Annotated in this window: 15 protein-coding genes; 8 read left to right on the top strand and 7 right to left on the bottom strand. The window is 66.8% G+C overall.

Annotated features, from left to right (window positions below):
- Positions 1-55 precede the first annotated feature (55 nt).
- Entirely contained in the window at positions 56-682 is a 627-nt protein-coding gene (locus J3R73_RS15470; protein ID WP_307428480.1) for a hypothetical protein, read from the bottom strand.
- Between the two features lie 186 nt (positions 683-868).
- Here J3R73_RS15470 and J3R73_RS15465 point away from each other — a divergent pair, with 186 nt between their 5' ends.
- A complete protein-coding gene (locus J3R73_RS15465; protein ID WP_307428478.1) occupies positions 869-1,420 on the top strand; it encodes a nitroreductase family protein in 552 nt (183 codons plus the stop codon).
- Between the two features lie 136 nt (positions 1,421-1,556).
- Positions 1,557-2,087 carry a flavin reductase family protein gene (locus J3R73_RS15460; protein WP_307428475.1) on the top strand — a complete coding sequence of 177 codons (531 nt, stop codon included), beginning with the start codon at positions 1,557-1,559 and terminating at the stop codon, positions 2,085-2,087.
- Between the two features lie 49 nt (positions 2,088-2,136).
- Here the strand turns inward: J3R73_RS15460 and J3R73_RS15455 are convergent, their stop codons facing one another.
- The 6 genes from J3R73_RS15455 to J3R73_RS15430 form a co-directional block, all read right to left on the bottom strand.
- Complete coding sequence (locus tag J3R73_RS15455; protein ID WP_307437372.1) at positions 2,137-2,772, bottom strand: Bax inhibitor-1/YccA family protein; 636 nt, start codon at positions 2,770-2,772, stop codon at positions 2,137-2,139.
- Positions 2,773-3,109: 337 nt separating this feature from the next.
- Positions 3,110-3,559, bottom strand: coding sequence for a DUF1810 domain-containing protein (locus J3R73_RS15450; protein ID WP_307428472.1), 450 nt, complete (start codon positions 3,557-3,559; stop codon positions 3,110-3,112).
- 79 nt (positions 3,560-3,638) lie between these two features.
- A complete protein-coding gene (locus J3R73_RS15445) occupies positions 3,639-5,255 on the bottom strand; it encodes an MFS transporter (protein WP_307428470.1) in 1,617 nt (538 codons plus the stop codon).
- A 40-nt stretch (positions 5,256-5,295) separates the two neighbouring features.
- The gene (locus J3R73_RS15440) at positions 5,296-5,745 is read right to left on the bottom strand and encodes a MarR family winged helix-turn-helix transcriptional regulator (RefSeq protein WP_307428467.1); all 450 of its coding nucleotides are present in this window, start codon (positions 5,743-5,745) and stop codon (positions 5,296-5,298) included.
- A 217-nt stretch (positions 5,746-5,962) separates the two neighbouring features.
- Complete coding sequence (locus J3R73_RS15435; RefSeq protein ID WP_307428465.1) at positions 5,963-6,697, bottom strand: YoaK family protein; 735 nt, start codon at positions 6,695-6,697, stop codon at positions 5,963-5,965.
- A 158-nt stretch (positions 6,698-6,855) separates the two neighbouring features.
- Positions 6,856-7,572 carry a CBS domain-containing protein gene (locus J3R73_RS15430; protein ID WP_307428462.1) on the bottom strand — a complete coding sequence of 239 codons (717 nt, stop codon included), beginning with the start codon at positions 7,570-7,572 and terminating at the stop codon, positions 6,856-6,858.
- Positions 7,573-7,752: 180 nt separating this feature from the next.
- Here J3R73_RS15430 and J3R73_RS15425 point away from each other — a divergent pair, with 180 nt between their 5' ends.
- Genes J3R73_RS15425 through J3R73_RS15400 form a run of 6 tightly spaced genes read left to right on the top strand, consistent with a single transcriptional unit; the run spans position 7,753 to position 12,472 of the window.
- Positions 7,753-7,938, top strand: a complete 186-nt coding sequence (locus J3R73_RS15425; protein ID WP_307428459.1) for a hypothetical protein — start codon at positions 7,753-7,755, stop codon at positions 7,936-7,938.
- 8 nt (positions 7,939-7,946) lie between these two features.
- Positions 7,947-9,512: a cytochrome ubiquinol oxidase subunit I gene (locus J3R73_RS15420; RefSeq protein WP_370880092.1), complete on the top strand. Its 1,566-nt coding sequence runs from the start codon at positions 7,947-7,949 to the stop codon at positions 9,510-9,512.
- Between the two features lie 20 nt (positions 9,513-9,532).
- Positions 9,533-10,672 carry a cytochrome d ubiquinol oxidase subunit II gene (gene cydB / locus J3R73_RS15415; protein ID WP_307428458.1) on the top strand — a complete coding sequence of 380 codons (1,140 nt, stop codon included), beginning with the start codon at positions 9,533-9,535 and terminating at the stop codon, positions 10,670-10,672.
- A gap of 13 nt (positions 10,673-10,685) precedes the next feature.
- The gene (gene cydX, locus J3R73_RS15410; RefSeq protein WP_307428455.1) at positions 10,686-10,811 is read left to right on the top strand and encodes a cytochrome bd-I oxidase subunit CydX; all 126 of its coding nucleotides are present in this window, start codon (positions 10,686-10,688) and stop codon (positions 10,809-10,811) included.
- Positions 10,795-11,088 (top strand): cyd operon YbgE family protein, encoded by a 294-nt coding sequence (locus tag J3R73_RS15405; protein ID WP_307428452.1) that lies wholly within the window; start codon positions 10,795-10,797, stop codon positions 11,086-11,088. The genes cydX and J3R73_RS15405 overlap by 17 nt, the downstream gene beginning before the upstream one ends.
- Before the next feature lie 52 nt (positions 11,089-11,140).
- Entirely contained in the window at positions 11,141-12,472 is a 1,332-nt protein-coding gene (locus J3R73_RS15400; RefSeq protein WP_307428450.1) for an NRAMP family divalent metal transporter, read from the top strand.
- Positions 12,473-12,484 lie beyond the last annotated feature (12 nt).

Here is a 12,484-nt window from a genome sequence, read left to right as displayed (position 1 = left end):
CGCCCGGCCTGTCCCATCGGAGGACGGTGCGGCCCCCGCGCGAGACCGAAAGGCCCTATGCGCCGCCTCCCGGCTGCGGATGATCCGCGCGTGCCTCCGGCTCGGCCTGCAGCCGCCTCCGGAACTCCTGGAGCCGGGCACGATAGCCGTCGGCATCGCCATACTCGAGGAATTCATGGTAGCGCCGGTGCGGATCGGTGATCCGCAGGGCGTGCTTGATCGGGCACCAATATTGCTCTGTGCGGCTGGCGATCTCGCGGATATAGGCGATCAGGCCGTTGACATAGCCGCAATAGAGACAATTCGCGGCCTCGATCCAGTTGAGATAGCGCAGGTGCTGGCGATCGAACGCGATATAATCCGACCGTCTGACCCTCGGGATCCCATAGGCCCTGAAGCAAACCGCCTGATAGAGGCTGACCCACGCGTCGATCACCAGGAACGGCAGGATCAGCGAATAGATGACGGGCGCCGTCAGGATGGTGGCGAGCGAGGATCTCGCCAGGAAGCTCACGATTCCGGTGCGCAGGCGGCGATGCTCGATGGCGACGCCATGTTCGAACTCGACGATCCGTTCCTTCAGCGTCCAGCCGAGCACCTTGCGGCGCCTTTCGATTTCCTGGTCCAGTTCGGCCTGAAGCCGCACGATTTCGCTCGCCAATGCCTGCATGCGGTGTGTCATCGCCCGGCTTCCCCTTTGTGCATCCCAGAGAGGTGCACGGCGAAGGCGCAGGGACATTGATGCCGCGCAAGGCACCGGAGGGAATGGCCGCCGTCACGCGAATCGCCCCCTTGCGATGCATCAAGATGCCGTCCGCGCTTTCATCCAGACTGACGGCACGTCGACCATAATTGCGAGGGATGGGCCATGGACCTGATGGAAGCTTTGAAGACGCGGCGCGCGGTCCGGGACTTCACGGACGAGCCGGTCACTGCCACCGCCATCGAAGGCCTCGTCGCCGCGGCGGTCCTGGCCCCGAGCGCCATGAATCGGCAGCCATGGGCCTTCGCCGTCGTGCAGGGGACGGCGCGGCTGCGCGACCTCTCGGAGCAGGCCCGACGCCACGCGCTCGCGCATGTCGCGCCGGGATCGCCCATGGCCGGCCATCTCGCCGACCATAGTTTCGAGATCTTCCACGGGGCGGCGGCGCTGGTGATCGTGTGCGCCGCCGGCGGCGATCGCCAGTCGGCCGAAGATTGCTGTCTCGCCGGCGAAAGCCTGATGCTGGCGGCGCATGCCGAAGGGCTCGGAACCTGTTGGATCGGCCTGGCGCGCCCGTGGCTCGCGGAGGCTTCCGTCAAGGCGGAACTCGGCATTTCCGCGGATCTGACCCCGGTCGCACCGATCATCGTCGGCCATCCCCGTGCAAGGCCGGCCGCCACGCCCCGCAGGCCGCCCGCCATCACCTGGTGCCGGTGAGGGCGGACGGGCGCACACGAGGCGGGCGGCTCCGTGACGGCCCGTCCCGCCTCTTCCCGGCTGCGTCGCCGTACAGGCGTGGCGGCTGCCGCAGCAAGCCGATTCACGGGCGGATCAAAGCCGGGAGGTTACCGTCATGCAGGAACTGCCGCTGTCCAAGGTGTATCAATGGCTCGAACCGGGGCCAGTGGTGCTGCTGACGACGGCGCGCGGAGGGCGCCGCAACGTCATGACGATGTCCTGGCACATGATGGTGGAATTCACGCCGCCTCTGGTGGCCTGCGTCGTCAGCCAGGGCGACTACAGTTTCGCGGCCCTGCGGGCGACGCGGGAATGCGTCATCGCCATTCCCACGGTCGACCTCGCGGCCAAGGTGGTCGCGGTGGGCAATTGTTCCGGGCGGGACGTCGACAAGTTCGGCACGATCGGGCTCAGCCCGCTTCCCGCCCAGCATGTCGCGGCGCCGCTGATCGCCGAGTGTCTCGCCAATCTCGAATGCCGGGTGGTGGAGACGCGCCTTGTGAACCGATATGATCTGTTCGTGCTCGAGGTGGTGAAGGCCTGGACCGATCCGGCGCGGACCGAGCGCCGCACCATCCATCATCGCGGCTATGGCACCTTCGTCGTCGACGGCGAAACGATCACGCTGAAATCGAAGATGCCGTAGAGCGCTCCGTGCTCTTAAAACAGGCCCATGCGGCGGCCCGGCCCCATCGCTAGCGGCGCCGGTCGCCGGTGAATTTCAGCAGCATGACGAACAGATTGACGAAGTCGAGATAGAGCGTCAGAGCGCCGATCACCGCCTTCTTGCCGGCGACGAGTTCGGAATCGCTTTCGAGATAGACATCCCGGATACGCTGCGTGTCGTAGGCGGTGAGGCCGGTGAACAGAACGACGCCGACGACCGAGATGGCGAACTGGAAAGCCGAGGAGGCGAGAAACAGATTGACGAGGCCGGCCAGGACGATGCCGATCAGCCCCATGAAGAGGAAGGAGCCGAAGCGTGTCAGATCCTGCCCCGTCGTATAGCCGTAGAGGCTCATGGCGCCGAAGGTGGCCGCGGCGATGAAGAAGGTGAACGCGATGCTGGTGCCCGTATAGACCAGGAAGATGCCGGCGAGGGACAGGCCCATCAGAACGGCATAGATCCAGAAGATGGCCTGGGCCGCGCCCAGGCTCAATCGCTCGATGCGGATGGTCAGGAAGAAGATGGCGACAAGCGGGGCGAGCATCACCAGCCAGATGGCGAAGGTGCCGGCGATCTGCTGATAGAAGCCCGTGGCGATCGCGAGAGAGGCGGCGAGCCCGCTCAGGACCAGCCCGGCGACCATGAAATTGTAGACCTGCAGCATGTATTGCCGAAGTCTCTGGTCGCTGCCGGGATCGTGCGAGGCGAAACTGTCGCGAAGAGCCGAACGGTCGGGCGGGTTCTGGAATTGCTGGGACATGCCTTTGCTCCTGACGATTGATCCGCCTCCGACGCCGACGGGGAAAGGTCAGGAAATGAGGCTGCCTGACCTGTCGCGATCGCAGGATGGCAGCCTGCCGGGGCCGGGCATTGATTCCCATCAAGCACGGGAGTTGGACTCCCGGGCTTCGAACCCGGGTCGATGTTTCAGTGCTGAATGGGCATCCGTGCCGCTTTCCGGCCCGCGGGCAGATCGACCCGGGTCCGAACCCCGATCCGTTCTATCCGCCGCGGCCGGGCATGCCGAGAAGCGCGAGCGTCGCCCCGTCCATGCGACCGCCGCACCAGCGATCGAGCGCGGTGGAGAACGGGGCTCGGTCGTCGCCCGTAGCGACGGCGAAGAGCGTCATCGACGAGTGGAACTTGATGTCGTCGGGCGAGCCGAAGATCGCGTTCAGCGACCGCCCGGCTATCCGCAGCGTCGTGTCGGTGGCCAGGTGCAGTCGCGGGCCGAGCAGCGCATGCCCGAGATAGGCTCGGGCCTCGTCGAGCGAGGCGATGCCGTAGAACGTCGCGGTCGGCGATCGGCCGAGGCCGCGCAATTGCGGAAAGACGAACCACATCCAGTGGCTCCGCTTGCGGCCGCCTTTCAGTTCCTCGATCGCCGTATCGAAGACGGAGGCCTGCGCCGTCACGAAGCGTTCGAGATCGAAGGGGTCGCTGTCCGTCATGGGATCGCCTCGCCGCATTGGAGCCTGTCCCGCCTCAACACGCAAGGTGCGTGCCGGGTTCAGCGGGAGGGTGCGCGGCTCAGTCGGCCGGTGCTGCAGGCGCGGCGCCGTCCTGCGGGCGTGCGGGAGCGGTCTCCCGGGCGTCGATCAGGACAAAGGCGAGCAGCGCAGCCGCGACGGCGATGGCACCCGCGGCCAGCAGCACGGTGGCGAAACCCGAGGCGAAGCTCCGGCGCGCGATCTCGGCGATCGCGAGCCGTGCCGGGGCGGCGACCTGCGCCGCCGCGCCTTCGATATCGCCGGCGACGATGCGCGACACCATCGAACGGGCCGCCGCCTTGCCGATATCGGCAAGGCCGGAGGCGGCCGACGCCCGGGCGAACTGCCGCCCGGTCTCGCCCGCGAGCACCGCGCCGAGGCCGGTGATGCCGGTGACGAGGCCGACGAAGCGCAGCGTGCCGCCGATGCCGGAGGCCATGCCGCTGCGTTCCGGCGGTATGACGCTCATCGAGACCTTGGCGGTCTCGCCATTGAGCAGGCCGGCGCCGCACCCGGTCAGCAGCATGCCGGCGGCGATGACGGCATAGGGCAGGTGCATCGCCACCATCGCCGCGGTGGCGAGGTTGCCGGCCGCGACGACGGCGAGGCCGGCCGCCAGCAATGTCCGGCCGGAGACGCGCATCGCCAGCCCGGCGGCGATGCGGGGGCAGAAGAACAAGGGAAGGGCGAAGGGCAGCATGCCGAGCCCCGCAAGGGCCGGGCTGAGCCCGAAGACGTTCTGCAGATAGAGCGGCAGATAGGTCATCATCACCTGCGCGGCCGAGGCGAAGCCGAGCATCGCGACGCTGCTGCCGAGGAAGGTGCGCCGCCGGAACAGCCCGAAATCGACCATCGGCCGCCGCTGGACCGTTTCGGCGACGGCGAAGAGCGCCAGCAGCGCGGCGGCCGCGGCGAGCTTCATCGCCGTGCTCTCGCCGGACCAGCCGTCGGCATTCGCCCCGATCAGGGCCCAGACCAGGCAGAACAGGCCGCTGCCGAGCAGGATGATGCCGGCGATGTCGAGCCGGCGGGCATCGGGATCCTGCGATTCCCCGACCGCGGACGCCGTCAGCGCGACGAGCGCCCCGCCGATCGGTACATTGACGAGGAAGGCCCATCGCCAGCCGAAGGCGGAGGTGATCAGCCCGCCGAGGGGAGGGCCGGCGGCGACCGCCACGCCGATCACCGTGCCCCAGAAGGCGAAGGCTCTGGCCCGTTCCGGGCCGCGGAATTCATGTCCGAGCACGGCCAGCGCCGCGCTGAGCTGGATGGCGGCGCCGACCCCCTGCAAGGCCCGGGCGGCGTTGAGGACGAGGACGGTCGGCGCCAGGCCGCACAGCAGCGAGGCGAGGGTGAAGACCGCGAGCCCGGCGATCAGCAGCCGGCGGCGGCCGAAGCGGTCGGCCAGGGCGCCGGCGGGCATGAGCAGGGCGGCGAAGGTCAGCACATAGGCGCTGACCACCCATTCGATATCGGCGAAGACCGCGCCGAGGTCGCGGGCGATGGCGGGCAGCGACACCGCGACGATGTTGGAATCGAGCATGATCATGAACGACACGCCCGAGGCGCAGAGCAGCACGCGCGCACGGCGTCCCGTCACCCACCGCGCGGATCCGGCACGAACGGCCGCACCGGTGGCGGCATCCTGTTGCGTCATGACAGAGATATCCTGCAAAATGGCCGCCGGGGACGGGTTCTCAAAGCGCCGGCTCCGAGGATTCCCGCCCGGGGAGCGCGAACTCGGTTGCCGCCACGCGATGGAGCTGGGCCCGCAGGGCCGATGCGGTCTGCGCGCCGATCTCGTCCTCGAAAGCCTGCTGCGCCTTGCGCCACGGGCTCCGCGCTTCGGCCAGCAGGCTGCGTCCCGCCTCGGTGAGCGACAATTCGCGGCTTCGGCGGTCCTCGCCCACATCCAGCCGGACAAGCCCGCGCGCTTCGAGGGGGCGCACATTGTGGCCGAGCGTCGCCCGGTCCATCACCAGCACCTCGGCCAGCCGGTTCAGGGCGATCGGGCCGAGCGCCTCGGTCCGGCTGAGAAGCGAATACTGCGTCGCACGCAGGTCGAGCGGTGCCAGCGCCAGGTCGTAGAGCTGGGTCACCCGCCTGGCGGCCTGCCGCAAGGCAAGGCAATTGCACGGCGTTTCCATCGATGGTCTCCTCGGCGCAGCCGACTGCGGCACGATATGCGCTTATATGCCCTTGATGCATCGGCCGGTTTCGCTGCACCCGGCCGAACGCCCCGCAAAGGAGGGGCCGCTCAATGCGCTTATATGCGCATAATTCGACGAGGTCGGTCAAGCATGGCCGGGCTTTCGCCGGGATGGCGTTTCGGTGCGATACGCTCTTCGGTAAAAATCGCCTGCGCTATTCCGTCTGGCTCAGGATGCGCAGCCGCCGCGCGCCGACGAGACCGTTCATGGCGATGGCGAAGAGCAGGGCCGCCGTCGCGATCAGCATGGCGCCTTCGAGCGCCCTGTAGACGAGCACGCCGACAATGCCGCCAGCGAAGAAGGAAAGCACGGTCATGCCGTGAAGCCGGAGTTTGTCCCGGTAGTGGCCGGCGTTCGCCCCCGATTCGCGGCCGCTGGCGATGTCGATCAGCATGCCCAGCTCGATGCCGATATCGGTCGACATGCCCGAGACGTGGGTGGTGCGGACGCGGGCGTCGGATATGCGGGTGACGACCGCGTTCTGCAATCCCATCAGGAAGCTCAAGCCGAGCACCAGGACTGGCGTGCGGTCGCCCACGGGCAGCCAGAGATCGGCACATCCGAGCAGCGCGAGGAGGCCCGCCTCGAGCAGGATGCTGTAGGCATAGATGCCGTTGATTCCCTTGCGCCGGCCGGCGTTGATCAACAGCGTCGACACCGCCGCACCGGCGACGAAGGTCGACACGATCATCAGGAAGAACAGGCCCACGACGATATTGCCGAGGGCCAGATTGTTCGAGAAGGACGAGACGTTGCCGGTCATGTTGGCGGCAAAGAAGCCGACCGCGTAGAAGGCTGCCGTGTTCAGCGCGCCGGCTATCGCCGCCAGGGTACAGGCCAGCTTCTGATCGACGTCGTTGCTGCGCTCCTCGCCTTCGCGGACTAGCATTTCGATTCCGATTTCTCTGCGCAGCACATGACGATTACGGGATCGAAAACCTTTATTCCGCAATGATTTGATTTATCGCTCAACCACGGGCGCCGTCAATGCCCGCTCGGCGATGCCCTGCCATGCGCGAGGGACATCGGGCATTGACGGCGAGCACGTCACGCCGCATGGCCCTTGGCGTCCTCCTCCGGCGCCGGTCCGCTGATGCCGGAATAGGGGTCGACCCAGGTCATGCGGTCGTGCACCGTCTTGACGCCTTCCACATTCTCCGCGAGGACGCGGATCGCGTTGCGCAGCGTCTCGTCGGTGATGATGCCTTGCAGCTCGACGACGCCGTCCTGCACGTCGATCGTCACCGTTCCGACCGGGGCCCAGGGCTCCGCCCGCAGCTCGGCCTCGATCGCCGCCTTGATCTGCCGGTCGCCGACCAGGGAATCCGTGTAGGATTGGCGCACGAAGCTCGCGAGCGCACGCACGAAGTCGGCGCGCGAGATGATGCCGACGACCTTGCCCTCGCGCACGACCGGCAGCCGCTTGACGCCGTGCCCTTCCATCAGGGCGACCGCCTCCTCGAGCCGCATGTCCTCGCCGATCGAGATCGGCTCGCGCGTCATGATCTCTTCGACCACGCGTCCATGGGTATGCGCATAGGCTTCGGCGACCTTTCCCGAGTGGAACAGGCATTCCAGCCAGTGCGCGCGCGGCTTTTGGGTGCCGAGTTCCGGACGGCGCAGGAGATCGCCCTCGCTGAGAATGCCGACGAGCGCACCGCTCGCATCGACGACCGGCAGCCCGCTGACATTCGAGCGCACCATGAGATCCACCGCATCGGCGATGGTCGCCTCGGGCGATATGCCGATGACTTTCCTGGTCATTACATCCCTGACACGCATGAAGCTCTCCATCGCTCGCAATCGTCGGCCACGCGGCCGTTCTGTCATCAAAAGCATGATTGGACGCGGGGGAGTTTGACCTGCCTCAAACCCGCCGTCCCCGCCGCCTTTGACATGATCCAGATCAAAGCGCAGCGGCGGAGCCGGTCCGATAACCGTTGCATGCCGAAGCATTCGCTCACCCGGGACGTATTCATCGTGATCACCATCAAGCTGATGGTCGTGATCGGCGCAGCCATCTTCATATTCGGCCCGGGACAACGTCCGAAGCTCGATGCCGGCAGTATCGAAACGCGGCTGATCGGCACTCCCGATCACGGCCCACAATCGAGGAATATGACGCCGTGACCATCGCCATGGATGTCGTGCAGCTTTCCCGGCTGCAATTCGGCCTCACCGCCATGTACCACTTCCTATTCGTTCCCCTGACGCTCGGGCTTGCCGTCCTTCTCGGCATCATGGAAAGCGTCTACGTCATGACCGGCCGCGACATCTGGCGGCAGATGACGAAATTCTGGGGAGTCCTGTTCGGCATCAACTTCGCCATGGGCGTCGCCACCGGCATCACCATGGAATTCCAGTTCGGCATGAACTGGGCCTATTACAGCCACTATGTCGGCGACGTCTTCGGCGCGCCCCTGGCGATCGAGGGCCTGATGGCCTTCTTCCTCGAGGCGACGTTCATCGGCCTGTTCTTCTTCGGCTGGGATCGGCTGTCGAAGGTCGCCCATCTGGCCGTGACGTGGCTCGTCGCGCTGGGGTCGAACCTCTCGGCCTTGTGGATCCTCATCGCCAATGGCTGGATGCAGCATCCGGTCGGCGCGAGCTTCAATCCGGACACCATGCGCATGGAAGTCACCGACTTCTCGGCGGTGATCTTCAACCCGGTGGCGCAGGCCAAGTTCGTGCATACCGTCAGCGCCGGCTACGTCACCGGCGCGGTGTTCGTCCTGGCCATCTCCGCCTTCTACCTGCTGCGCGGGCGTCACGTCGAGCTCGCCAAGCGCTCGATGACGGTGGCCGCCAGTTTCGGCCTTGCCGCCGCGCTTTCGGTGGTCGTGCTCGGTGACGAGAGCGGCTACACCGCCGGCGAGAACCAGAAGATGAAGATCGCCGCCATCGAATCGATGTGGAACACCGAGCCGGCGCCCGCGTCCTTCACGCTGTTCGGCCTGCCCAACCAGGAGACGCATCGGACCGACTACGAGATCAAGGTGCCGTGGATGCTGGGGCTCATCGCCACCCGCTCGATCAGCACCGAGGTTCCCGGCATCAACGACCTCGTCGCCCGCACGCAGACCCGCATCCGTTCCGGCCTCCTCGCCTATGATGCGCTGGAGAAACTGCATGCCGACCGCACCAGCACCGACGCCCGGACCGCCCTGGCCGCCCATGCCGACGACCTCGGCTATGCCCTGCTGCTGAAGAAGATCCGTCCCGACATCGCGAATGCGACGGATGCCGACGTCCAGCAGGCGGCGTGGAACACCGTGCCGGCGGTATCGCCGCTGTTCTGGAGCTTCCGCCTGATGGTCGGGCTGGGCTTCTTCTTCATCCTGCTCTTCGCCGTCGCCTTCTACCTCGCCTCGAAGCGCCGGCTGCTGTCGTCCCGAGCCTTCCTGTGGGTCGCGCTCTGCACCCTGCCGCTGCCGTGGATCGCGGCCGAGCTCGGCTGGTTCGTCGCCGAAGTCGGCCGCCAGCCCTGGGTCATCGAGGGCGTGCTGCCGACCTTCATGGCGGTGTCCAGCCTGTCGGCGGCCAATGTCCTGACCACGCTCATCGGCTTCATCGCCTTCTATTCGATCCTGCTCGTGGTCGACATCTATCTGATGGTGAAGGCGATCCGTCTCGGCCCGGAGCCCAGCGCCACGAAACCCACGGTCCAGCCGGGACCGTCCGCCATGCCGCTCCCCGCCGAATAGCCTCCTGAAAGGTTCGCACCATGCTCGACTACGAAACGCTGCGCCTGCTGTGGTGGGCGCTCCTGGGAATTCTCCTCATCGGCTTCGCCATCATGGACGGCTTCGACCTCGGCGCCGCCATGCTGCTGCCCTTCGTCGGGCGGACCGACGCCGAACGGCGCGTCGTCATCAACACCGTCGGCCCGGTGTGGGAAGGCAACCAGGTCTGGTTCATCCTCGGGGGAGGAGCGATCTTCGCGGCCTGGCCGCCGCTCTACGCCGTGGCCTTCTCTGGCTTCTACCTCGCCATGTTCCTGGTCCTGTGCGCTCTCATCCTGCGGCCGGTCGCCTTCAAGTTCCGCTCCAAGCTTCCCGGTCCGACCTGGCGGAGCGTGTGGGATTGGCTGCTCTTCGTCGCCGGCCTCGTTCCCTCGCTGATCTTCGGCGTCGCCTTCGGCAATGTCCTGCAGGGCGTGCCGTTCCACTTCGACGACACGCTGCGCATGACCTATGAGGGCACACTGTTCGGCCTGCTCAACCCCTTCGCCCTCCTGTGCGGGCTGGTGAGCGTGGCCATGCTGGCGATGCATGGCGGCACCTATCTGGCGCTCAAGGCCGATGAGCCCGTGGCTGCCCGGGCGGCCTCCGCGACCCGCTGGGCTGCCATCGCCATGGTCATCCTGTTCCTGCTGGCGGGCGTCTGGGTGGCGATCGGCATCGACGGTTACCAGCTGGCCGGCACCGTCGCTCATGACGGCCCGTCGAACCCGCTGCTGAAGACCGTCATACGGGCGCCCGGCGCGTGGTTGGCCAATTACGGCCTCGCTCCCGCGACGATCGCTGCACCGCTGCTCGGGGTGGCTGGGGCGCTCGGGGCCGCGGCCCTGCTCGGCGGACGCCGGTATGTCCTCGCCTTCGTCGCCAGCGCGCTCAGCGTCGCCGGCGTGATCGCGACGGCGGGCCTCAGCGTCTTCCCGTTCCTGCTGCCGTCCTCGCTCGATCCCAATGCCAGCCTCACGGCCTGGGATGCCTCTTCGAGCCGCCTGACGCTGATGATCATGCTGGTCGTGACCGTGATCTTCCTGCCGATCATCCTCGTCTATACCGCATGGGTGTACCGGGTGCTGCGCGGCCGCGTCACCCTGGCGGCCATCGCCGACGTCTCTTCCCACCATTACTGATCAGGAGCACCCGATGTGGTATTTTGCCTGGATACTCGGAGTCGGCTTTGCCGGAGCATTCTCCATCCTCAACGCGATGTGGCTCGAGCTCCACGAGACGACGCTGGTCGAGGTCGACCGTGATGACCGAAGGGTTTGACCTCGCTTCTGCGGCCCGCAGCCTGGCCAGGGGATTTTCCCTGGCCATCGCCGGCGCCGTCAGCCTCCTGCTGCTGGTCTATCCCTATATCCTCGCCGGCATCCCCGCATGGAGCGTCCATGCCGGGCTGCCGCTGATGATGTCGGGCGCGGCGGGCCTCTTCATGCACGGCCTCGGCTTCGAGCCGAGGAACGGCGTGCTTCGCGTCGTCTTCCATCCCGCCAGCGCCTGGCTTCTGTTCCTGGGCGGCCTGGCGGTCCTCGTCGGTGTGCGCTGACGACGGCGGCCGCGTGGTTCATGATGCGGGCGTTTTCAACCGAGGCCGCGCGATGTCCGACCCCACGCTTCCCTTGATGTCCCAACGGGACGAGGATCCGGAGGATCCGAGCCCCGTCGTCGGCCCGACGAGACCCCGGCTGCTCAAGGTGCTGGGCCCCGGCCTCGTTACCGGCGCCTCCGACGACGATCCGAGCGGCATCGCCACCTATTCGCAGGCGGGGGCCCAGTTCGGCTACGGGCTGGCCTGGACGCTGCTGCTGTCCTATCCCTTCATGGCCGCGGTGCAGATGATCAGCGCCCGTATCGGCCGGACGACGGGGCACGGCATCGCCGGCGTGCTTCGCCTGCATTATCCGGGATGGATGCTGCAGATCGTCGTCATGCTGCTGCTCGTCGCCAACATCATCAATCTGGGCGCCGATCTCGGCGCCATGGCCGACGCTTTCAGCCTCGTGCTGCCGGCACCGCATTTCCTCTACATCCTGCTGTTCGCGGCAATCTCGATCTTCATGCAGCTCTTCCTGCAATATACCCGCTACGTCGCGGTGCTGAAGTGGCTGACCCTCGTGCTGTTCGCCTATTTCGTCACGCTGACCGTGGTGCATGTCGATTGGGCCGCGCTCGCCTATCGGCTGGTGGTGCCGCCACTGCGATGGGATTCGGGCTATCTCTTCACCCTCGTCGCCATCTTCGGCACGACGATCAGCCCCTATCTCTTCTTCTGGCAGGCGGCCGAGGAAGTCGAGGACATGCACGTCCATCCTCGCCGGATCGATCTGTTCGATGCTCCCGGCCAGGGCCGCGCCGCCCTTCACCGCATCGAGATCGACACGCTGGTCGGCATGGCCTTCTCCAACATCGTGGCCCTCGCGATCCTCGTGACGACGGCCGCGACGCTGAACGTCGCCGGCATCACCTCGATCGAGACGTCGGCGCAGGCAGCCGAGGCCCTGCGGCCGATCGCGGGGAACTTCGCCTTTCTCACCTTTTCGCTCGGGGTCGTCGGCACGGGGCTGCTGGCGGTGCCCGTCCTCGCGGGATCCGCCGCTTATGCGATCGGGGAGGCGCGCCAATGGCCGACGGGGCTTTCGCGCCGTCCCAAGGAAGCGCAGGCCTTCTATGCGACGCTCGTCCTGGCGACGCTGGTCGGCATGATCCTCAACTTCACGCCGATCGATCCGATTCGGGCCCTCTATGGCAGCGCGGTGATCAACGGCATCGTCGCCGTGCCCGTGATGGCGGTCATGATGCGGATCGCTTCGCGCACCGACATCATGGGGGAATTCGTGCTGCCGCGGTCGCTGACATGGCTCGGCTGGGGCGGCACTCTCCTGATGACGGTCATCGTCGTCGGGATGCTGCTGTCGCTGGTTCCCGGCTGAGCGCATTGCCGG

Origin of the sequence: Labrys monachus, from assembly GCF_030814655.1 — a bacterium.
Classification (GTDB): domain Bacteria; phylum Pseudomonadota; class Alphaproteobacteria; order Rhizobiales; family Labraceae; genus Labrys; species Labrys monacha.
The sequence above is the reverse complement of the archived record's forward strand: the minus strand, read 5'-3'. Positions and strand labels throughout refer to the sequence as shown.